The sequence below is a fragment of the Pseudomonas sp. R76 genome, from assembly GCF_009834565.1.
In the GTDB taxonomy this organism is placed as follows: Bacteria; Pseudomonadota; Gammaproteobacteria; order Pseudomonadales; family Pseudomonadaceae; genus Aquipseudomonas.
The window spans coordinates 1,730,751-1,753,002 of record NZ_CP019428.1; the positions used below are offsets into that span (position 1 = coordinate 1,730,751).

General features: G+C 61.5%; 19 protein-coding genes. 3 read left to right on the forward strand and 16 right to left on the reverse strand.

From position 1 onward, the window contains the following. Positions 1-95 precede the first annotated feature (95 nt). Positions 96-1,106: an RNA polymerase sigma factor RpoS gene (rpoS, locus tag PspR76_RS07835; RefSeq protein WP_159954676.1), complete on the forward strand. Its 1,011-nt coding sequence runs from the start codon at positions 96-98 to the stop codon at positions 1,104-1,106. A 229-nt stretch (positions 1,107-1,335) separates the two neighbouring features. On the opposite strand, the gene PspR76_RS07840 is transcribed toward rpoS, so the two are convergent. Beyond that, on the reverse strand, positions 1,336-1,545 hold the full coding sequence (locus PspR76_RS07840; protein WP_002554837.1) for a cold-shock protein: 210 nt from the start codon (positions 1,543-1,545) through the stop codon (positions 1,336-1,338). Positions 1,546-1,934: 389 nt separating this feature from the next. Here PspR76_RS07840 and dcd point away from each other — a divergent pair, with 389 nt between their 5' ends. After that, complete coding sequence (gene dcd, locus PspR76_RS07845) at positions 1,935-2,501, forward strand: dCTP deaminase (RefSeq protein ID WP_003189215.1); 567 nt, start codon at positions 1,935-1,937, stop codon at positions 2,499-2,501. A gap of 107 nt (positions 2,502-2,608) precedes the next feature. Continuing rightward, positions 2,609-2,806 (forward strand): hypothetical protein, encoded by a 198-nt coding sequence (locus tag PspR76_RS07850; RefSeq protein WP_083359791.1) that lies wholly within the window; start codon positions 2,609-2,611, stop codon positions 2,804-2,806. 31 nt (positions 2,807-2,837) lie between these two features. Here the strand turns inward: PspR76_RS07850 and pdeM are convergent, their stop codons facing one another. The 15 genes from pdeM to PspR76_RS07930 all read right to left on the reverse strand — a co-directional run bounded on the left by pdeM (position 2,838) and on the right by PspR76_RS07930 (position 22,235). Further along, the gene (gene pdeM / locus PspR76_RS07855; protein WP_159954677.1) at positions 2,838-3,488 is read right to left on the reverse strand and encodes a ligase-associated DNA damage response endonuclease PdeM; all 651 of its coding nucleotides are present in this window, start codon (positions 3,486-3,488) and stop codon (positions 2,838-2,840) included. After that, complete coding sequence (locus tag PspR76_RS07860) at positions 3,488-5,968, reverse strand: ligase-associated DNA damage response DEXH box helicase (protein WP_159961359.1); 2,481 nt, start codon at positions 5,966-5,968, stop codon at positions 3,488-3,490. The genes pdeM and PspR76_RS07860 overlap by 1 nt, the downstream gene beginning before the upstream one ends. A gap of 57 nt (positions 5,969-6,025) precedes the next feature. Next, a complete protein-coding gene (locus PspR76_RS07865; RefSeq protein WP_159954678.1) occupies positions 6,026-6,790 on the reverse strand; it encodes an ABC transporter ATP-binding protein in 765 nt (254 codons plus the stop codon). Positions 6,791-6,803: 13 nt separating this feature from the next. After that, positions 6,804-7,922: a succinylglutamate desuccinylase/aspartoacylase family protein gene (locus PspR76_RS07870; protein WP_159954679.1), complete on the reverse strand. Its 1,119-nt coding sequence runs from the start codon at positions 7,920-7,922 to the stop codon at positions 6,804-6,806. Between the two features lie 9 nt (positions 7,923-7,931). After that, complete coding sequence (locus PspR76_RS07875) at positions 7,932-8,642, reverse strand: ABC transporter permease (RefSeq protein ID WP_159954680.1); 711 nt, start codon at positions 8,640-8,642, stop codon at positions 7,932-7,934. Next, complete coding sequence (locus PspR76_RS07880; protein WP_159954681.1) at positions 8,639-9,367, reverse strand: ABC transporter permease; 729 nt, start codon at positions 9,365-9,367, stop codon at positions 8,639-8,641. Before PspR76_RS07880 ends, PspR76_RS07875 begins: the two co-directional genes overlap by 4 nt. Before the next feature lie 59 nt (positions 9,368-9,426). Further along, positions 9,427-10,206, reverse strand: coding sequence for a transporter substrate-binding domain-containing protein (locus tag PspR76_RS07885; protein WP_159954682.1), 780 nt, complete (start codon positions 10,204-10,206; stop codon positions 9,427-9,429). A 327-nt stretch (positions 10,207-10,533) separates the two neighbouring features. Continuing rightward, the gene (locus PspR76_RS07890; RefSeq protein ID WP_159954683.1) at positions 10,534-12,168 is read right to left on the reverse strand and encodes an ATP-dependent DNA ligase; all 1,635 of its coding nucleotides are present in this window, start codon (positions 12,166-12,168) and stop codon (positions 10,534-10,536) included. Beyond that, on the reverse strand, positions 12,165-13,169 hold the full coding sequence (locus PspR76_RS07895) for a ligase-associated DNA damage response exonuclease (RefSeq protein WP_159954684.1): 1,005 nt from the start codon (positions 13,167-13,169) through the stop codon (positions 12,165-12,167). Before PspR76_RS07895 ends, PspR76_RS07890 begins: the two co-directional genes overlap by 4 nt. Positions 13,170-13,352: 183 nt before the next feature. Next, positions 13,353-15,794 (reverse strand): penicillin acylase family protein, encoded by a 2,442-nt coding sequence (locus PspR76_RS07905; protein WP_159954685.1) that lies wholly within the window; start codon positions 15,792-15,794, stop codon positions 13,353-13,355. Between the two features lie 194 nt (positions 15,795-15,988). Further along, on the reverse strand, positions 15,989-16,633 hold the full coding sequence (locus tag PspR76_RS07910) for a glutathione S-transferase N-terminal domain-containing protein (RefSeq protein WP_159954686.1): 645 nt from the start codon (positions 16,631-16,633) through the stop codon (positions 15,989-15,991). Between the two features lie 93 nt (positions 16,634-16,726). After that, positions 16,727-17,512: an ABC transporter ATP-binding protein gene (locus PspR76_RS07915; RefSeq protein WP_159954687.1), complete on the reverse strand. Its 786-nt coding sequence runs from the start codon at positions 17,510-17,512 to the stop codon at positions 16,727-16,729. After that, positions 17,509-18,567, reverse strand: coding sequence for a FecCD family ABC transporter permease (locus tag PspR76_RS07920; RefSeq protein ID WP_159954688.1), 1,059 nt, complete (start codon positions 18,565-18,567; stop codon positions 17,509-17,511). Before PspR76_RS07920 ends, PspR76_RS07915 begins: the two co-directional genes overlap by 4 nt. Before the next feature lie 130 nt (positions 18,568-18,697). Then, positions 18,698-19,825 carry an ABC transporter substrate-binding protein gene (locus PspR76_RS07925; RefSeq protein ID WP_159954689.1) on the reverse strand — a complete coding sequence of 376 codons (1,128 nt, stop codon included), beginning with the start codon at positions 19,823-19,825 and terminating at the stop codon, positions 18,698-18,700. 25 nt (positions 19,826-19,850) lie between these two features. Continuing rightward, a complete protein-coding gene (locus tag PspR76_RS07930; RefSeq protein WP_159954690.1) occupies positions 19,851-22,235 on the reverse strand; it encodes a TonB-dependent receptor in 2,385 nt (794 codons plus the stop codon). Positions 22,236-22,252: the final 17 nt, after the last annotated feature.

Here is a 22,252-nt window from a genome sequence, read left to right on the forward strand (position 1 = left end):
GCCTGTTCCCTCACGTAGAAGGAACAGGCTCCAGCGTTGCCAAGGATAAAGGCGTCGCTTGAGCTTGAGGTCGAACTCACCAAAGGACTATAACAATGGCTCTCAGTAAAGAAGCGCCGGAGTTTGACATCGACGATGAGGTTCTCCTTGAAATGGAGATTCTCACCGAAAAGGAATCGATGTCGAATGATGAGGGGTCTGTTGCACCTTCAGTTCGCACCAAATCCAAGAACTCCACCGCGTTAAAGCAACACAAGTACATTGACTACACGCGGGCGCTCGACGCCACGCAGCTGTACCTCAATGAAATCGGCTTTTCCCCTCTGCTCACTCCCGAAGAAGAAGTCCATTTTGCGCGTTTGTCGCAAAAGGGCGATCCGGCTGGGCGCAAGCGCATGATTGAAAGCAACCTGCGACTGGTGGTGAAAATCGCCCGCCGCTACGTCAATCGTGGCCTGTCGCTGTTGGACCTGATCGAGGAGGGCAACCTGGGCTTGATCCGGGCGGTGGAGAAGTTCGACCCTGAGCGCGGCTTTCGCTTCTCAACCTATGCCACCTGGTGGATTCGCCAGACCATCGAACGGGCGATCATGAATCAGACCCGCACGATCCGGTTGCCGATCCATGTGGTCAAGGAGCTCAACGTCTACCTGCGGGCGGCGCGTGAGCTGACCCAAAAACTCGATCATGAACCCTCGCCTGAAGAAATTGCCAACCTGCTGGAGAAACCGGTAGGGGAGGTAAAACGTATGCTCGGCCTGAACGAGCGCGTGTCTTCGGTCGATGTCTCGCTGGGTCCGGATTCGGATAAAACCCTGCTGGACACCCTGACGGATGATCGTCCGACGGATCCTTGTGAGCTGTTGCAGGACGATGATCTTTCCCAAAGCATTGACCAGTGGCTGTCTGAGCTTACGGACAAGCAGCGTGAAGTGGTGATTCGCCGCTTCGGCCTGCGTGGCCATGAGAGCAGCACGCTGGAGGATGTAGGCCTGGAGATCGGCCTGACCCGTGAACGGGTGCGGCAGATCCAGGTAGAGGGCCTCAAGCGCTTGCGTGAGATCCTTGAGAAGAATGGCTTGTCGAGCGAGTCGTTGTTCCAGTAACGGCTTATACGCAGCTATGAAAACGCCCGGTGCATGGGAGTGCACCGGGCGTTTTGCTGTGCGCTGATCGTTCCCACGCGCTGCGTGCGAGTACAGCCAAGGACGCTCTGCGTCCCCCGGCGTGACGCAGAGCGTCACACGAGGCATTCCCACGCAGAGCGTGGGAACGATCAGGCATAAAAAAACCCCGCTTTTAAGGGCGGGGTTTTTTCGACTAAGTCAGTACAAGTTAGATAACTTGAACTTCTTCAGCTTGCATGCCTTTCTGACCGCGGGTAGCGATGAAAGAAACCTGTTGGCCTTCTTTCAGGCTTTTGAAGCCGTCGGATTGGATAGCTTTGAAGTGAACGAACAGGTCGTCACCGGATTGTGGAGTGATGAAGCCGAAGCCTTTTTCATCGTTGAACCACTTAACGGTACCAGTTTGGCGATTAGACATGGTGTATCTCCTTGGACAAAGTTAACTGCGACTCAGGAAAAGCCCTGGCCGAGACTGAGTGCAAAGAGCAGGAAAAATTCTTGGAGATGGTTGGATCGAAATTCAACATATCGTGTAGAGATTCTCAGTGACACAAGCAGCACAGTGGCGCCACCTTAACCCTTTTTGCGGAACGTGCCAATGGTATTTCCGAAGGTTTCTCTATTTTCGTGACTGGCGGTGGTATTTACAGTCACTGCCGGCTGCACTATGAGTCCCGGCCCCGCTGGCTGCGGCTTATAGCAGCCAGTGCATTCGTCAAGAAAAGCCCCGCGCCCTTTGAACCCCACGGCCGGCCCCGGTAAGATGCCCAACAGAATTTTTCCACCTCGCTATTCAGGACACCCGCCATGAGCATCAAATCGGACAAGTGGATTCGCCGCATGGCGCAAGAACACGGCATGATCGAACCGTTCGTTGAACGCCAGATTCGTGGCGAAGGCGATGAGCGTGTGATTTCGTACGGTGTGTCCAGCTACGGCTACGACGTGCGTTGCGCCGATGAGTTCAAGGTGTTCACCAATATCAATTCGGCGATTGTCGACCCGAAAAACTTCGACGAAAAGAGCTTCGTCGACGTCAAGAGCGACGTGTGCATCATCCCGCCAAACTCTTTCGCCCTGGCGCGCACCGTGGAGTTTTTCCGCATTCCCCGCGACGTACTGACCATTTGCCTGGGTAAAAGCACCTACGCGCGTTGCGGCATTATCGTCAACGTGACGCCGCTTGAGCCGGAATGGGAAGGTCACGTGACCCTGGAGTTCTCCAACACCACCACATTGCCGGCGAAGATCTACGCCAACGAAGGCGTGGCACAGATGCTGTTCCTGCAGTCCGACGAGGCCTGTGAAGTGTCCTACAAAGACCGCGCGGGCAAGTATCAGGGCCAGCGCGGCGTCACACTCCCACGCGCTTGATCGAAAGGTCTTACACGTAAAGGGAATTAGTCTGCGGGAAGTGACTCTATTGGGTGTACTGCCTCGGTGCGTGCAAAACGCGCCGAGCCACGCTTGAGGAGTACTTTATGAAGATCGACCCGCGAATCAGCGCCGAACTCGCCCGGCTTGAACCCAACCAGATTGGTGTTTTGGCCTGGTCCCTGATGGCCGACCCTGCGTATGCAGGCGGCATCCCTGGCCAACCTGACGAAGATTACCCCCAGCCCACCGAGCCCGGTGTGCCAACAATTCCCGATGAGCCGCCACCCGCACCCGTCGCTTGACGGTTGTGTGTCAGCACGTCTGGCCGGACCTTTACTGGACTGGCCAGACATCCTCATCGCCGATCACGTAGATCCGCTGATCATCCTTCTGATCCACCGCATAGCCACCGGTAAAGGCGCCAAATGCGGGTAGCAGGCTGACCCGCAGCCCAAGCTGAAAGCAGGGCAGGCGCAAACTCTGCCGGCCCTTGCCGCGCAACCGATACACCGGATGCACATGCCCCGCCAGCACATGGTGGCTGGCGTGCGCTTCCGGCTCGTGTTGCAGCGCAAACGGGCCCATCAGCAAGGGTTCGGTGACAACCTCAATCCCTAGGTCGGCAGGCGGGTCGCCCGCGCGCTTATCATGGTTGCCGCGAATCAACGTCAGGGCCAACTCGCGATTGCGATCCCGCCAGGCCCTCAAGGCGCTCAGGGTGCCGCTGGCGTGCGAGCCGGGGCCATGCAGGAAGTCGCCGAGAAAGATCACCTGCGCGCACGGCAGAGCCGATAACAAGCGGTCCAGACGCTGCAAGTTCTCGGTGGTGGTGCCCTGCGGCACCGGTTGCCCCAGGCTGCGATAGGCCGAGGCCTTGCCAAAATGCGCATCGGCAATCAGCAGGCACCGGCGCGCGGGCCAGTACATGGCCTTTTCCGCCAGCAGCCATAGTTCTTCTCCCTCAAGTGTCACCGAACACACCATCAACGTTTCCCGTTATCCGCGACTTTTTCCAAGTCCTTTACCATCCGCGCAATGCGTTCCGAGAGCTTCTCCGAACTCATGCTCTCGCGCATCCGCTCAACCAGCAGCGGGAAGGCCAGCGGCGTCGTTCGCTCAATCACATGCAAGTCCAGTTTCAGCGCCGACAGGTGGAGCAATGTCGCTTCCAACCGACGAATATCCAACTCGTCACGCAGGACTTCTTCCCCGGCCTGGGTCAGCAAAAGGTTCTCTGGGTCGTATTGCTTGAACACTTCAAAAAACAAACCGCTGGAAGCCTGCACCTGGCGTGTGCTTTTGGGGGCGCCGGGATAACCGGCAAACACCAGCCCGGCGATGCGTGCGATTTCGCGAAAGCGGCGCAAGGCCAGTTCACCTGCATTCAGGCTCTGCGCCACGTCCAACAGCAAGTTGGCCGGACTCAACAGCGCTTCGTTGAGCAACAGGGGCCACTCCACCGGCGTGGCACTCAACAGCTCCAGGCCGTAATCATTCACTGCAATCGAAAAGGTCACAGGTTGCATTTGGCTGACGCGCCACGCCAGCAAACTCGCCAGCCCCAGATGCACCTGGCGCCCGGCAAACGGGTAAAGAAACAGGTGCCATCCCTCCCGCGACTTCAGCGCTTCGGCCAGCAAATGCGTGCGCGTCGGCAGGCCTGACCAGCGCAACTGAGTTTGCAGCAAAGGTTGCACTGCGCGCATTTCCGGGCCGTCGAAGTGTCCGTGCGCTGCCGCATCAAAACGCTCGACCACAGCCTGGGCCAGCTCATTGGAAAGCGGCATGCGCCCGCCATTCCAGCGCGGCACGGCGGCTTTTTTCGCGGTGCTGCGGCGCACATAGGCGGTCATGTTCTCTACCCGCACCAATTCCAGTAAACGCCCGGCAAACAGGAAACCGTCGCCGGGTTTGAGCCGCGCAATAAAACCTTCTTCGACACTGCCCAGGTTCTTGCCGCCGCCGCCCTTGCTCCAGAATTTCAGCTGGATACTCGCATCGCTGACGATGGTGCCGACGCTCATGCGATGGCGCCGCGCCAGGCGCGCATCCGGCACGCGCCAGACGCCTTGCTCATCGGGCTCCACACGGCGGTAGTCGGGGTAGGCGGTCAGCGACAGCCCGCCATGGCGCACAAACCCCAGCGCCCAGGCCCAATCAGCGTCCGTGAGGTCGCGATAAGCCCACGCACCGCGTACTTCCGCGAGCAGCGCGTCGGGCGTAAACCCGCCGCCAAGGGCCATGCTCACCAGATGTTGTACGAGCACATCCAGCGGCTTGTAAGGCGATTCGCGAGCTTCAATGCGCCGCTGCGCAATCGCATCCTGGGCGGCGGCGGCCTCCACCAGCTCCAGGCTATGGGTCGGCACCAGCGTCACCCGCGACGGCCGCCCCGGCGCATGGCCGGAGCGCCCGGCGCGTTGCATCAGGCGCGCCACGCCTTTGGCCGAGCCGATTTGCAGCACGCGCTCCACCGGCAGGAAGTCCACGCCCAAATCCAGGCTGGAGGTGCACACCACCGCCTTGAGCTGGCCGTCTTTCAAGGCGCGCTCCACCCAGTCGCGGGTTTCGCGGGACAGCGAGCCGTGATGCAAGGCGATCACGCCCGCCCAATCCGGGCGCGCCTCCAGCAACGCCTGATACCAGATTTCCGACTGCGCGCGCGTATTGGTAAACACCAGGCAACTGCTGCTGGAGTGCACTTCGGCGACGACCTGCGGCAACATCTTCAAACCAATATGCCCGGCCCAGGGAAAACGCTCGGTGGTAGGCGGCAACAAGGTATCGACCTGCAACGCTTTGGCCGTTTGCCCCTGCACATTGATCCCGCCGCCTTGTGGGACCAACACTTCCAACGCGTGAGCCTGATTACCCAGCGTCGCCGAAATCCCCCACACCATCAGTTCCGGGTGCCAGCGCCGCAAGCGCGCCAACGCCAGTTGCAACTGCACGCCACGCTTATTGCCGATCAGTTCGTGCCACTCATCCACGATCACCATGCGCACGTGCGCCAGGCTCGTCTCGCTGTCAGCCCGCGCCAGCATCAATGTCAGGCTTTCCGGCGTGGTGACCAGCGCGGTCGGCTGGCGGCGGCTCTGGCGCGCGCGTTCACTGCTGCTGGTGTCGCCGGTGCGCAGGCCGACGCTCCAGGGAACCTGCAACGCCGCAAGCGGCGCTTCTAGGGCGCGCGCAGTGTCGGCCGCAAGTGCACGCATGGGCGTGATCCACAGCACTGTCAGCGGTTCAGCAGGTGGCTTGCGTTTACCCGTGGCGGGCGGGCGAGTGATGGCGAAACGATTGAGGGCGGCAAACCACAGCGCATAGGTTTTACCCGCGCCCGTGCTGGCATGCAGTAAGCCCGAGTGGCCTTGCTTGACCGCCGCCCACACCGCTTTCTGAAAGGCGAACGGCTTCCAGCCCTTGGCGGCAAACCAGTGTTTTGCGAAATCGTGGGGTTTTGCCATACGGCGGCTGACGCTCTGGAGGCTCTCTTTCAAAGACCCTCCAGGCGTCGCAAAGGTTTACTTCAAATTACCGCTCAGGAACTGCTGCAGGCGCTCGCTCTTCGGATTGCCCAGCACGTCCTCAGGCTTTCCTTGCTCTTCCACCAGGCCCTTGTGCAGGAACAGCACCTGGCTCGACACCTTGCGCGCAAAGCTCATCTCGTGGGTGACCATGATCATGGTGCGGCCTTCCTCGGCCAGCCCCTGGATCACCTTCAACACTTCTCCGACCAGCTCCGGGTCGAGGGCCGAGGTTGGCTCGTCGAACAGCATTACCTCCGGCTCCATCGCCAGGGCTCGGGCGATGGCCACCCGTTGCTGCTGGCCGCCGGAGAGGAACGCCGGGTATTGATCGGCCACGCGCGCCGGCAAGCCCACCTTGTCCAGGTAGCGACGGGCGCGGTCTTCGGCGTCCTTCTTGCTGCAACCCAGCACCCGGCGCGGGGCCATGGTGATGTTTTCCAGCACGCTCATGTGGCTCCACAGGTTGAAGTGCTGAAACACCATCGCCAGCCGCGTGCGCAGGCGTTGCAGTTCGGCGTCGTCGGCCACGCGCATGCCGTGGCGGTCGCTGACCATGCGGATCGGCTGGCCGTCGAGGGTCATCGCGCCGTCGTTGGGGGTTTCCAGAAAGTTGATGCAGCGCAAAAAGGTACTTTTGCCGGAACCGCTGGCGCCGATCAGGCTGATCACGTCACCGGTCTTGGCCTTGAGCGAAACACCTTTGAGCACTTCATTGTCGCCATAGCTTTTATGCAGGCCTTCAACCGTCAATTTGTACATGGGGCGTGCATCCTCAAGGCGAAAGTAGGTAGCCGCTGCGATAGGCCTCGGTGCCGGCGACATGGCTGATCACCATCCCGGCAGTGGCCATGCGCCGCAGCGAACGGGCGTAAAGCAGGCCGGCCTTTTGGCAGTGCACAGGCGTTACGCGGTCAGTAATGGGGTCGATGATTTCGGCGATCAGTTGCCCGGCTTCCAGGTATTCCCCCGGCAGCACGCTGAACACCAGCAGGCCGCCGACCGGCGTGGTCACCGGTTCCACGCCCGCCAGCGGGGTGGCCGGGTAGGGCAGCTCGGGCAGTGGCGCCGCGTCGCCGGCAATCGCGCCGAAGTGTGTCAGGTAGTCGATGATCGCCTGGCAGTCGAGGCTAGCCAGGCCATGATTGACGTCGCCTTGGCCGCGCAACTCGACGGTCACCGAGAAGCTGCCCATGGGGATCGGGAAGCGCTCGCCGAAGCGTTGCTGCAACTGCCACCACACCAGCGTGAAGCACTCATCAAAGGATTGCCCACCCGAATCGGTGGCGAGCAGGTTGGCTTCCGAGCCGATATAGCGCGCCAACGGTTCCACCTGCGGCCAGGCCTCGGGCGTGGTGTACAGGTGCGCCACGGCTTCGAAGTCGCAATGCAGGTCGAGCACCATGTCGGCATCGCAGGCCAGGCGTTGCAATACCAGGCGCTGGGATTGCAGCTGGGTGTCGGCGGTTTGGGCGGCGAGGGCCAGACTCAAGGCGTCGCGAATCAGCTCGACGTTGTGCTTGGGGTCATCGCCCAAAAAGTCTTCAACCTGATTGCCGACGTCTTCGCTGAGGTCGACAAACAGGCGATTGAAGTTCTGCCCGCTTTCCAGCTCGTAGCGGCCCAGCGGAATGTCCATCAACACCTGTTCCAGGCCCACCGGGTTGGCGATCGGCACCAACACGATTTCGCTGCGCAGCCTGCCGGCAGCCGCCAGTTCAGCCAGGCGCACCTTGAGGTGCCAGGCCACCAGCATGCCCGGCAGTTCATCGGCATGCAGCGATGACTGGATGTAGATTTTGCCTTCGGCCTGTTCCGGGCCGAAGTGGAAACTGTGGATCTGCCGCGCCGTGCCTGGCACCGGCGCGATCAGATCATGTACCTGATGACGCATCACGACTCCTTAGTGACTCGGCCCGAGGAAGGCCAGCCAGCGACGCTCGGCCAACCGAAACAGACCGACCAGGGCAAAGGTTACGGTCAGGTAGATCAACGCGGCGATGCCGAAGGATTGAAAGGTCATGTAGGTGGCCGAGTTGGCGTCCCGGGCGACCTTGAGAATATCCGGCACCGTCGCGGTAAAGGCTACCGTGGTCGAGTGCAGCATCAGGATCACTTCGTTGCTGTAGTACGGCAACGAGCGGCGCAGGGCGGACGGCATGATGACGTAGGCATAGAGCTTCCAGCCGCTTAAGCCGTAGGCCTTGGCCGCTTCGACTTCGCCATGGGCCATGCTGCGAATCGCCCCGGCGAAGATCTCGGTGGTGTAGGCGCAGGTGTTCAGGGCGAACGCGAGGATGGTGCAGTTCATCGCGTCACGAAAGAACGCATCCAGTACCGGCTGCGCCCGCACGGCCGCAATGCTGTAGATCCCGGTGTAGCAAATCAGCAACTGGATATACAGCGGCGTGCCACGAAACAGGTAGGTGTAGAACTGCACCGGCCAGCGAATGGAGCGCTTGCGCGAAACCCGGGCGATGGACAGCGGGATCGACACCACGAAGCCAATCACCAGCGCTGCGCTGAGCAGCCACATGGTCATCGCCAGCCCGGTGATGTGCTGGCCGTCGCTATAAAGGAAGGGCCGCCAGTATTGCTGCAGAAGTTCGATCATCGCACGGCCTCCCGGGACCCAGCGGAGTAGCGGCGCTCAAGCCAGCGCAGGACGAAGTTGGACGCGCTGGTGATCAGCAGGTAGATCAACGCGGCGATAACCAGGAAATAAAACAGCTGGTAGGTGCTCTTGCCCGCGTCTTGAGCGGCCTTGACCAGGTCCGCCAGGCCGATGATCGACACCAGCGCCGTGGCCTTGAGCATCACCATCCAGTTGTTGCCGATGCCTGGCAGGGCAAAGCGCATCATCTGCGGGAAGGTCACGAAGCGAAAGCGCTGCCCGCGCGTGAGCCCGTAGGCGGTCGCCGCTTCCAGCTGGCCGCGCGGCACCGCGAGGATCGCGCCACGAAAGGTTTCGGTGAAATAGGCACCGTAGATAAAGCCCAGGGTGATAACCCCGGCGCTGAATGGGTCGATCTCGATGTAGTCCCATTCCATAAAGTCGGTAAAACCGGTCAGCCAGATTTGCAGGCTGTAGAAAATCAGCAACATCAGCACCAGGTCGGGCACGCCGCGAATCAAGGTGGTGTAGAGCTGGGCGGGAATGCGGATCAGGCTGACGCTGGACAGTTTCGCGCTGGCGCCGAGCAGGCCCAGCAGGACGCTGACGGCCAGGGAGGCGACCGACAGTTTCACGGTCATCCACGTACCTTGCAGCAACAGCGGGCCGAACCCCTTCAAACTGAAGGCACTCAGCCCCAGGGTTTGCAAAAGATCTTCAAACATGAATTCAGGACCTATGGCGATAAAAAAGCGCCCACCTGAAACAGGTGGGCGCCAGGGTGTTATTTACCGCTGTACAGGTTCAGATCGCCGAAGTGTTTCTTCTGGATGGTGGCGTAGGTGCCATCATCGTGTAACGCTTTGATACCTTTATCGAGCAAGGCCTTGAGGTCTTTGTTACCTTTTTTGATACCGACCGCAGTTTTCGACGGCAGCAATGGGTCGTCGATAGCCTTGCTGACTTCGTAGTCAGCGCCTGCCGGCGACTTCAAAAAGCCCAGTTCGGCTTGCAGCATGTCCTGCACCGACGCGTCGAGACGGCCGGAAGTCAGGTCAGCGTACACCTGGTCCTGGTTGGCGTAAGCCTTGGTGGTCACACCGGCCTTGTCCAGCACGGCCTTGGCGTAGGCTTCCTGGATAGTGCCTTGCTCGTAGCCCACGCTCTTGCCCTTGAGGGACTCAGGCGTGGAGAAGTTCGCGCCTTTTTTGAACACCAGGGAGGTCGGGCCGGAGAACAGCTCGCTGGAGAAGTCGATCGCCTTTTCACGGGCTTCGGTCACGGTCATCGAGGAAATCACGCCGTCGAACTTGTTGGCGTTGAGGCCTGGAATCATGCCGTCGAAGTCACTTTCGACCCACTTGCACTTGACCTTCAGCTCGGCGCAGATCGCATTGCCCAGGTCGATATCGAAGCCCACCAGGCTGCCATCGGCGGCCTTGGATTCGAACGGCGCGTAGGAAGGATCGACACCAAAACGCAATTCCTTGTATTCCTTGGCTGTAGCAACACCAGCAGCCATGCACAGAGCCAGTGCAGAAAGGGTCAGCAATGCTTTTTTCATTATGTAATCCCTGGAAACCAAGATAAGCGCTTGTGGCGCGTTTAGGACTGTTACTGAACGGTGTCAGACGGATCACAAGTAGCAATTTCTGCACCATAGTTCCGAATGATTGTTTTAAAAGGTGGGACTAGGGAGATGTCAGTGTAGGAGATGCCCGAAAATGGGCATTGATTTTTCAGTGCACCATTTTGGGGTTTAACCCGAATCAAAATGTGGGAGCGGCGGTGCGACGATTCGACTTGCTCGCGAATACGGTGGGTCAGTCAACTCACCTGTCACTGACCCACCGCCTTCGCGAGCAAGCCCGCTCCCACAGGGGGATTTATGTCAGGTCAACAAGTCCTGCAAGGTCCCGAGGTTATCGGCTTCATCCACCGCCTTATCCTGCCGCCACCGCAGCATCCTGGGAAACCGCACCGCAATCCCGCTCTTATGCCGCTTCGACAGGGCAATCCCCTCAAACCCCAACTCAAACACCATGCTCGGCGTAACACTGCTGACCGGCCCGAACTTCTCCACCGTGGTTTTGCGCACAATGGCGTCAACCTTGCGCATCTCTTCGTCGGTCAGCCCCGAATAAGCCTTGGCAAACGGCACCAACGTGCGCTCAGTGCCGGGCGGGCCGTCCCACACCGCAAAGGTGTAGTCGCTATACAGGCTGGCGCGCCGGCCATGGCCACGTTGGGCGTAGATCAACACCGCATCGACACTGAACGGGTCGACTTTCCACTTCCACCACACGCCCATGTCCTTGGTGCGGCCCACGCCGTACAGGCCGTCCTTGGCCTTGAGCATCATGCCTTCCACGCCGAGGCGGCGAGAGTCTTCGCGTTGCTCGGCCAGGTCGGCCCAACTCGTGCCTGTAAGAAGGGGCGATGGCAACAGTACCGCCTGGTTGCACTGCGCAATAACCTGCTCAAGCTGGGCGCGGCGCTCAGCCTGGGTGTGGTTGCGCCAGTCGTCGCCCTGGTATTCCAGCAGGTCATAGGCGAGGACTGCGACCGGCGCGTCCTCGAGGACTTTTTTGCTCAGGGTCTTGCGGCCGATCCGCTGCTGCAACAGGGCGAAAGGTTGCACCGAGTCCTTCCACACCACGATTTCGCCGTCGATCACCGTGCCATCCGGTAAGCCGCTGACCAGGCGGTGCAGTTCAGGAAAACGGTCGGTCACCAGCTCTTCACCACGCGACCAGACCCACAGCCGGCCTTCACGCTTGACCAGTTGCGCGCGGATGCCGTCCCACTTCCATTCCACCTGCCAGTCGGCGAGCGAACCGAGCAGGGTGTCGAATTGCTCCACCGGTTGCGCCAACCCGTGGGCGAGAAAAAACGGATAAGGCTGCCCGCCGCGTTGCGCATGTTCGTCAGACGATTCGGCGGCGATCAGCTTGAGGTAGCCCTCAGCCGTAGGACGGTTCGACAAGTCGGTGTAACCCACCAAGCGCTGCGCCACGCGTTTGCTGTCCAGCTCAGCCATGGCGGCAAGGGCGCGGGTCACCAGTAATTTGGACACGCCCACGCGAAAGCTGCCGGTGATCAATTTGATGCACACCATCAGGCTCGGCTGATCCAGTTGCGCCCATAACGCGGGCAGGCGTTCGGCCAGTTCCAGCGGCGGCAAACCGCGCAAGGGCAGGAGTTTGTCTTCCAGCCACACCGCCAAGCCGTCTTCTGAGGTGTAGGAAGATTCTGGCAACAGCAGGGAAATGGTTTCGGCCAGGTCACCCACCGACTGGTAACTCTCTTCGAACAACCAGGGTTCGATGCCCGACGCTTCGGTGGCCATGTCGCGCAGCAAACGCGTCGGCACCAGTTGCCGCGGCCGCCCACCGGAGAGGAAATACACCGCCCATGCCGCATCTTCTGCTGGGGCCTGGCGAAAGTAGGCTTGCAGCGCGGCGAGCTTGGCGTTGCTGGAGGTGGTGGCGTCGAGGTTGGCGTACAGCTCGGCGAAGGCTTTCATGCCGTGGCCTCTTCTTCGTCGTCACCGTATTCGGTGGTGAATCCCTGGGCATCCAGGCCTTTTTCCCGCAGGTGACGCACCAGAACGCCGACAGAGCCGTGGGTGACCATCACCCGCTCGGCACCGGTTTGCTCGATGGCCCACAACAGCCCCGGCCAATCGGCGTGGTCCGAGAGCACAAAGCCTCGGTCCACACCACGCCGCCGCCGTGTGCCGCGCAGGCGCATCCAGCCGCTGGCAAAGGCGTCGCTGTACTCACCGAAGCGGCGTATCCAGGTGCTGCCACCGGCCGACGGTGGCGCGATGATCAAGGCTTGGCGCAGCAGCGGGTCGGTCTTTTTGAAGTCGCCGGCGTAGAGGGTTTCGGGGATGTAGACCCCGGCCTCGCGGTACACGCGGTTCAGCGGTTCGACGGCGCCGTGGCTGAGGATCGGGCCGATGCTGGCGTCAATGCCGTGCAGGATGCGTTGGGCCTTGCCGAACGAATAACAGAACAACACGCTGGCCTTGCCGGCGGCGATATTGGCCTGCCACCAGTCATTGATGCCGGCGAAGATTTGCGCCTGGGGCTGCCAGCGGTAGATCGGCAGGCCAAAGGTGGATTCGGTGATAAAGGTGTGGCAACGCACCGGTTCGAAGGGCGCGCAGGTGCCATCGGGCTCGACTTTGTAGTCGCCGGACGCGACCCAGACTTCGCCCTGGTATTCCAAACGCACCTGGGCTGAGCCCAGCACATGCCCGGCCGGGTGAAAACTCAGGGTCACGCCGTGGTGCACGAGTTGTTCGCCGTACGCCAGGGTTTGCAGGTTGATGTCCTGGCCCAGGCGCGAACGCAGAATGCCTTCGCCGGGGGCGGCGGCCAGGTAATGCTGGTTGCCGGTGCGGGCGTGGTCGCCGTGGGCGTGGGTGATGACCGAACGCTCTACCGGGCGCCACGGGTCGATATAGAAATCTCCGGCGGGGCAGTAGAGGCCTTCGGGCCGGGCGATGACAAGGTCCATGGGCGTGCCGGGGCAGTGGGCTTATCAGGTAGGAGGCGGCGGGAATAAAAGAAGTTCGATTGGATATGGGATCGTTCCCACGCTCTGCGTGGGAACGCTGCCATGGACGCTCTGCGTCCGCGCTTGAAGGCGTGACGCGGAGCGTCACAGGATGCACTCCCACGCAGAGCGTGGGAACGATCATTACTTGCCGGGCGTCAGGGTCAACCGCGTCTTCCCATATGCCTTGTCGAAGTTCTGCGGCTGCATCGGGAAGCTCAGGTATTGCGCCTTGAGCGACGGGTCGATGCCATTCGCATAGTTCGGGCTGGCCGGGTTGCCGGACTGGCCGATGCCGCCCTGGCCGGTCATCGGTTCCACTTGGCCGAAGTCGACGATCATGCGCAACGCTGGCACCTGGGTGGTGTTGAAATCCTGGCCCCAGCTGTACGGCGCCGGGTTCAGGGTGTTGTGGTCGCCGCCACTGGCCAGCGGGCCGCGAATCACTTGGCCGCTGGTGTTTTTCCAGGTGGTGCTGTGCAGTTTGCCCCACTGCCAGGCCTTGTGATCGCCGCCCAGTTGGCTGTCGCCAGCCGTGATCGCAGCGGCCAGGCTGCGGGCGAGGATTGCCGGTTTGTCTTCTTTCTGCGCGGTGCGCACGTCGTCCCAGAACGGGCTGTCTTCACGGCCCAGCAAGTGGTCGGCATTGGCGGAGTACGACAGGTTGGCGTTGCTGATAAAGGCTTTCCAGCTGGCGCTGGTTTCCGGGCCGAGTTCGTCGAGGAAGATCTGCTTGGTGCTTTCCTGCAGGAACAACTCGTAGATCGCCGCGTCGGCGGAGGTTGGCGCCAGGCGACCATCAAAGGCCATCAGGCGATTCAGCGCCTCGCGGGCCTTGGTCGCGTCAGCCGCGGGCAGTGCATCGATCGCCTGTTTCAGCGGCTGGGCCATGCCCGGCGCCTGGAACATGGTCTTGAGCTTGGCGGCGAAGGGGGTGGTCTGGTCGTATTGCATGGCGATCATGCTGCGGCTGTCATGCTTGCCGGCATTGGCCAGTTGCGCCAGGCGTTCGCTGCGCTCCGGCGCATCCCAGGAGTTGGACAACTGCATGCCATAGCCGCGCGGCGCGGTGCGCTGGTTGGCGGTGCCGATCCAGCCTTGGGCCGGGTCTTGATCGTAGGGGTGCAGCATCGCGTCGGCGTAACCGTCCCAGTCAAACCGCGCGTCCCAGCCCGGCGAGGGCAGCAGGCCTTCGCCTTCGCGGCGGTTGGGGAAGCGGCCGGTGACTTGCCAGCCGATGTTGCTGGCGTCGGCGAAGATCATGTTCAGTGCAATGGCGCGGATTTCCCGGGTGGCGTCCGAGGCCTTGCCGGCGTTTTGCGCGCGGGACAGGTCGAAGAACGCGTCCAGGCTCTTGTCGTCCTTGAAGTCGGCGGTTTGCAATGCCAGGCCGAATCCGGTGGTCAGCGCCTGGCTGCTGTTGAGCAGGGCGCCGTGGCGGGTTTCGTACACCACTTCGCGCAGCGGCCGCTGGCCTTTGGCGAAGAAGGTTTCGTTGCGCACAATGGCTGGCAGCCATTTGCCGTTGTTCTCGTAGTACAAGGCGTTGCCTTGGCGCTTGACCTTCTCCAGGAACAGGTCCTGGGTGTCGCCTTTGACGGCGCTCATGCTCCACGCCACTTTGCCGTTGAAACCGGACAGCAGCGTTGGCAGGCCAGCAATCGAGGCGCCGACCGCTTGATATTTCGGCGCACGAATCTGCACGTAATTCCACGGCGACGGCGCTTGTGGCTGCGCCGCCAGGTCGCTGGCCAGCAGGCTTTTGCCACTGCGGCTGCGCTGCGGGCCGATGGCCCAGTTGCTTGAGGTCGTCACCGCCAGTGCATTGAGGCTGTTGAGTTGCTGGCCGACGGCTTCCAGCCCGGCAAGGCCGGTGATCTGGCCGAGGTTCACGCCTTTGAGCTTGTCGGTTTCACCCTGCGGAATCGGCTCATCCGGCGCGCTTGGGGTAAGCCAGGCGAGTTTGTCGACGCCAACTTTCTGCGCCAGCACCAGCGACGAGAGTTCTTCCTGCAGGTTGCTCGACTCGCTGAAATTCAGCAGGCAGAACAACAGCGCCGAATCTTCCGGCTTCCAGTACTCGGGCTTGTAGCCGGTCTGGGCCAGGTCTGGTGGCAGCTTGTCGCGGTAGCGGAACAGGTAGGCGTTGACGCCACGGGCGTACACTTCAAAGAAGCGCTTGAGGCGCGGCGACGAAGCGTTATACAGCTCGCCGGCGCTTTTTTTCAGGTTGACGGCGCGCATGAAACGGTCGACGTCGAGCACTTGCGGGCCGGACATTTCCGCCAGACGGCCTTGGGCCAACAGGCGCAAAGTGACCATCTGCGTGATGCGGTCGCTGGCGTGCACATAGCCGAGGCTGAACAGCGCGTCATGAAACGTATTGCTTTCGATCAGCGGCATGCCCTGGGCATTGCGGCGTACCGAAACATTCTGTGCCAGGCCTTTGAGCGGCTGCACGCCGGCAACGGGAGGCAAGGTGTCCTGGGTGCTCTGGAGCTGGCAACCGGCCAGGCTTAATGCACTGGCCACTGCCGCGGCAACGCCGAACCGGGGAAGAAAATGTGAGAGGGCTGGCGAGGCCATGGCAAAGCTCCTGCGGGGGTAGCGTCATTAAAGGCGCTACGTTAGTGAGCGCGGCGAAACGACGCAAGCAGGATCGTTCCCACGCGGAGCGTGGGAATGCATTTTGTGACGCTCTGCGTCACGCTTTGTGAGCGGACGCAGAGCGTCCAGGCGGCATTCCCACGCGGAGCGTGGGAACGATCATTGCCTGGGGCTCAGGCTTTGGGCGGATTCACTTTTTGCACCCATTCATACGCCCGAACCGTCGCCGGGCGTTCCTTTATGCTGTTGAACCAGCGCTGCACGTGGGGGAAATCCTCCAGGCGCTGGCTCTGCCACTTGTGGGAAACAATCCACGGGTAGATCGCCATGTCGGCAATGCTGTAGTCCTCGCCCGCCACGAATGCGCGGTCCGCCAGGCGTCGGTCCAGCACGCCATACAGGCGTGCGGTTTCATCCACGTAGCGTTTGATCGCGTAGGGGATTTTCTCCGGCGCGAACTGGCTGAAGTGATGATTTTGGCCCGCCATCGGCCCCAGTCCGCCCATTTGCCAGAACAGCCACTGCAGCGCTTCCTGGCGACCGCGCAGGTCTTTGGGAATGAACTGCCCGGTTTTTTCCGCGAGGTACAGCAGGATGGCGCCGGATTCAAACAGCGAAATCGGCGCACCACCGTCGGTCGGGTCGTGATCGACGATGGCCGGGATGCGGTTGTTGGGAGCGATCTTCAGGAAGTCCGGCTTGAACTGCTCACCCTGGCCGATATTGATTGGGTGCACCTTATAGGGCAGACCGGCTTCTTCCAGGAACAGCGATACTTTGTGACCGTTGGGGGTAGTCCAGTAGTACAGGTCGATCATGAAGCTCTCCAAATGAGCGAATGCCTGTACCTATAGGTGATGATCGAAGGGCAATAATTCAATCAAACATTTACGTCTAACCTTAGACGCCTTTCACACTGCGCCATCCACCAACACCTGCAGCGACTGCTGCGAGCACCGCTCAATGCGCACCTGCACGCCATACACCTGGGCAAACAACGCTGGGTCGAGCACCTCATCCGCCTTGCCACTGGCATACAAACGGCCTTGGCGCAGCACGGCAATGTGGTCGGCAAAGCGCGCGGCGAGGTTGATGTCGTGCAGCACCACCACGGCGATCAGGTTGTGTTCGCGCACCAGCCCGCGCACGCAGTCCATGACCTTCAACTGGTAATTGAGGTCGAGGGCGCTGGTGGGTTCGTCTAGCAACATCACCTGGGGGCGGCGGGCGATGAGTTGGGCGAGGCTGACCAATTGGCGTTGGCCGCCCGACAAGGTGCTCAACAGTTGATCGGCCAGGTGCGCGATACCGATGCGCTGCAACGCCTCAAAGGCTTCGCGCAGGCAGGCTTCGCCGGACAGCGCAATGCCTTCCACATGGCCCACGCGCAGCGCGGCGATCACGCTTTCCATCACGCTGAGGCTCAGGCCGGGCGGCAGGTTTTGCGGCATGTAAGTGACGCGGCGCGCACGCTCGGCCACGGACATGGCCGACAGGTCGAGGTCGCCCAGCCTTACAACGCCTTGCATCTTTTCCAACCCGGCCACAGCGCGCAACAAGGTGGATTTGCCCGCGCCATTCGGGCCGATCAGTGCCGTCAGGCTGCCGTGGGGCAGGGTGGGCAAACTCAGGTCATGCACGATGTGCCGACGCCCGTAACTGACGTTGGCATTGTGTACCGATAAACCCGCACTCATAACTGTCTCCCGCGTTTGAACACCAGCACCACGAAAATCGGCACGCCCACCAGCGCGGTGACGATGCCGACCGGCACGATCACGCCGGGCATGATCAGTTTGCTGGCGATCGAGGACAGCGCCAGCAACAAGGCGCCGGTCAAGGCGCTGGCGGGCAGCAGGAAGCGTTGGTCTTCGCCCACCAGAATCCGCGCGATATGCGGACCGACCAGGCCGATAAATCCGATGGTGCCTACAAATGCGACGGCGGTGGCTGACAACAAACTGATGCGCAGCAGCGAAAAAAAGCGCAGACGCTTCACGTCCACGCCAAAACTTTGCGCGCGATCTTCGCCCATGCGCAGCAAGGTCAGGCGCGGCGCGGCGGCGAAGGAAAACGGCAGGACCAGCGCGACCACCAGGGCGAGGATGCCGAGTTTGTCCCAGTTGGCCCGGGTCACGCTGCCCAAGGTCCAGAACACCAGTTGTTGCAAAACGTCTTCGGTGGCGACCAGTTGCAGCAACGCCACCACCGCGTTGCAACTGAACACCAGCGCGATGCCGAACAACACCAGGCTTTCCACCCCGGCGCCGCGCAGGCGCGACATCGCTTGCAGCAAAAATACCGACGCCGCTGCGAAGATAAATGCCGAGATCGAAATCGCAGTGTTGGCCGACACCCATAACGTGGTCACCGGAAATACGATCACCAGGGATGCCGCCAGTGCCGCCGCCGACGACACGCCGAGGGTGAACGGGCTGGCCAGCGGGTTATTCAAAATTGCCTGCATTTCGGCCCCCGCCAGCGACAGCGCACAGCCGACCAGCACCGCCATCAGTGCATACGGCAGGCGCACGTTCCAGATGATCACCTGGTCGGTGGCGCTCAGGTGCGACGGGTGCAGGATGCCGTCGAGCAATGCCAACAGGCCCATGCCCGACGGGCCGCTGGCCAGGTCCACCAGCATCGCGCAGACCAGCGCCGAGCCCAGCAGAGCCAGCACCCAGGCGCGGCGTGCCAGCAAACGGCGGTAGCCGTGGGTGGCGCTGGCGAGGTCGAGGGTTTGAGAGGTCATGGCGCTCACATTCTTGAAAACACTGAAAATCCAAATGTGGGAGCTGGCTTGCCTGCGATAGCGGTGTCTCAGTCGAACCATTCAGTGACTGACACTCTGCCATCGCAGGCAAGCCAGCTCCCACAGTTTTTTACCGCGTTTCTACAGGGGCCTTGGCGTCAATCCAGTAAGCACCCTGCAACGGCATGCCCAGGAACTGCTGGTTGATCTGCGCCATGCTCGCCTGTGGATCGAGCTTGGCGAACAACGCCGGGTGCACCCACTTGGCCAGCGCTTCAATCGCCAGCAGGTTGTACGGCGAGTTGTAGAAGTCATGCCACAGCCCGTGGGAATTGCCTTCGCGGATTGCACGAAGATTGGCAAACTCGGGGCGTGCCAACACGCGATCAAACGCCTCACGCGCCTCGTCAGTGCTCACGCCAGCGCCCAGGATCAAGCCCGGCGTGTGGTTGCCGGTGGCCACGTACACATCCGGGTCGGCTTTCAACGCGTACTCGACGCTGATATCCCCCAGCGCACCCGGCACCACATCGGCGGCGATATTGCGCCCGCCGACCAGCTTGATCACTTCACCCATGCCGCTTTTACCGGTGGTGTGCCCCGGCGCTTGCCAGGCACCGGCCAGCAGTTCGAGGAACACGCTCGGGCGCGGGCCGGCAGGCAGGGTGGCGACGGCGTCGGTGATGACCTTGATGTGCTGGTCATAGAAGTCCAGGAAGGCTTTAGCCTGGGCTTCACGCCCCAGCGCCTGGCCCAGCGCGTTCATGCTGGTGTGGGTGCCTTGCACCGGGTTGATACGGAAATCGACGAACAGCACCGGGATGCCGGCCTTGGCCAGCACATCAGCCACCGCGCTGTGTTCGGTTGGGCCGTGGCCGGAGATGCTGAACACCGCCAGGTCGGGTTTGAGCGACAGAATTTCCTCGGCGCTGACGCTTTGCTCCGACGCCTGCCCGATCAGCGGGATGTCTTTTACCGTGGGAAATTTCGCCACGTAAGCGCTGTAGGTGTGCTGGTCCAGCAGCTTCAAATCGTTCTGCCAGCCGACGATGCGCTGGAACGGCGCGTCCTTGTCGAGCAGGGCAAACGCCGAAATCAATCGGCCTTCACCCAGCACTACGCGTTTGACGTCGTCCTTGATTTCGACCTTGCGGCCCAGCACGTCGGTGACTTCGTGGGCGGCGGCGGTTTCGGCGTGGCCGAAGGCGAGCGCGGCGAACAGCACGCCGAGCTTGAGCGCGTTGCGAGGTTTGAACATGGGCAGGACTCCTGGTGAGGGAAAATCAGAATTCATAATCGACACTGGCCGTCAACGTGCGCCCGGCGCCTGGGATGCCGTAGAGCTGGAAACCATCGAGGGACGCGCCGACCTGGCTGTAATAGAACGTGTTGAACACGTTGTTCAGGTTGAGGTTGACCGTGGTGTCCTTGTTGACCTTGTATTGCGCCGCCACGTTACGCAGCCAGTAACCGGGGGCTTTTTCGTGGTCACGCACGTAGATCGCGTTGACCCCGGACGGCCCGTTGGCGTAGCTGCTGTTGTTGTTCAAACCGCCGACGTATTTGTTGTCGCTGTAACGGCGTCGTCCCACGTATTGCTCGCCGTAGCTCAGGCTCAAGGCGTCGGTGACGGCGTAGGTGGTCCACAGGTTGGCGGTCAGGTCGGGAACGTTCTTGGCTTCCGCGCCTTTGTTGATGCCCTTGGTCTGCGTGCTTTTGAGCGCCGAGAAACCGCTGTAGGCAGTCCAGCGCGGGGTGATATTGCCTTGCAGGCCGAGTTCGACGCCGTCCACGCGCTTGGCGGGCAGGGCGCGCACCGGCGCGGACTCGCCGTCCTGGTATTCCCAGGCGTTGTCCAGTTCGGTGCGGAAGATCGCCGCCGTGACATTCAGCATGTCGTGGGCAATGTCCCACTTGGTGCCCATCTCGTAGGTTTTCGATTTGGCCGGGCTGTAATTGCTGGTAGTGGCCGCGCCGTAGATCTGGTTGTTGGTGGACGCGCCCAGCGCCGACGGCTGCGCCGCTTCGCTGTAGGACAGGTAGATGCTGCCGTTCGGCAACGGCTTGTACACCGCGCCGACGCGACCGCTGACGGCGCCGTCGGTGCTGCTGATGCTCGTCTGGCCGCGCTGTGTGGTTTGCGCGCGCCAGTTGTCGTAGCGCAACGAGCCGAGCACTTGCCACTGCTCGTTGAGGGTGACGGTGTCGCCTAAGTAGAGGCCGGCGTTGTCGATCACCGAACGCGGGTCGCCTTCGCCTTTGGTCACGTAAGTGCTGGCGAAGCTGTGGCTGGGGGCGTTCATGTTGAAGAACATGTCGCCGGCGGGTACTTCGGCGTTGCGTTTCAGGCCGCCGTAGGTCTCGTGATAAAACTCCAGGCCGCTGACCACCGCGTGTTGCAGGCTGCCGGTGTTGAACGTGAAGCTGAAGTCGGTCTGGTTATCGAGGATGGTGTAGCGCTTGGACAAGCCGAAATCACTGCCGCGCAGGATGCCGTAGCCGGTGTTGCTGTTGTTCACATAGTCGGTGTAGGCATTCACCGTGCTGCCGGGCACTTGGCTGATTGGTCCTACGCCGGTGTAGCCCAAGGTCGCACAGCGGGCGCCGCTGCAGGTTTTTTTACCGTTGGCGTCGGCGGCGAAGAAACGCGCCGGGGACAGTACGGCGAAGTTGTCGCTGCGTTCCCAGCGGGTCTGGTTGCGCAGGTTGGCGTCGTTCCAGTCGAAGTCATGTTCGAAGCGTGCGGTCAGCGAGGTGGTTTCGTTTTCCTGCGTATACAGGCTGGAATCGCCGTACCCGTTGGAGCGTTTCACACCCGGCATGCGGTGGCCGTCGGTGCCACGCTGGATCGGCACGCCGCCGTCCGGGGTGTTGGTGTCTTTCTGGTAGAAGGTGTCGACAAAGAACCGCGTGTCGGTGCCCAGGCCAAAGCCGAACGAGGTGGCGATGCCCCAGCGGTCGTAGTCCACGTCGTCGCGGTCGGCTACCTGGTTGTAGTGCTTCATCAGGTTGATGCGCACGGCGGTGGTGTCGGTCAGCTGTTTGTTGATGTCGGCGGTGAGGCGTCGGTAGCTGTCGGTGCCGATCCCGGCGGAGACTTTGTTGGCGTCGCCCAGGTGCGCTTCTTTACTGACCAGGTTGACGCTGCCGCCCATTGCCGAAACTCCGGATTCGATAGACCCGGTGCCCTTGAACACTTCAGCCTGTTGCAGGTTGAAGGTGTCGGTGCGCGTGGACATGCCGGCGTCGCGCACGCCGTCGACGGTCAGGCTTTGCTCGGAAGAAAACCCACGAATCGAAAACAGATCGCCCCAGCCCAGGTTGCCCTCGCCGGACATGAAGGTGATGCCCGGCACGTTGCGCAACACTTCCTGCAGGGTTTGCGCGTTCTGCTCCTTGAGCACCTGCTGCGGCACGATGGTCACGCTTTGCGGGGCGTCGAGCAGCGGCTGGCTGATTTTTGCCGAGGTTACCCGGTCGACCTTGAAGCTCGACGTGGCTTCTTCGCCGTCGACTTTGATTTGCGGCAGGCTCACCACCGAATCGTTGGCTGTGGCGGCGGGCGTATCGGCCCAGGCCGTCGGTGCAACGCTGCCGGCAGCAAGAAAACCGAACATCGGCGCCAGGGTTGAATGCAGCGTATGGCGGTGAGGTGTTGGCAATGACATGGGTTACTTCCGAGTCT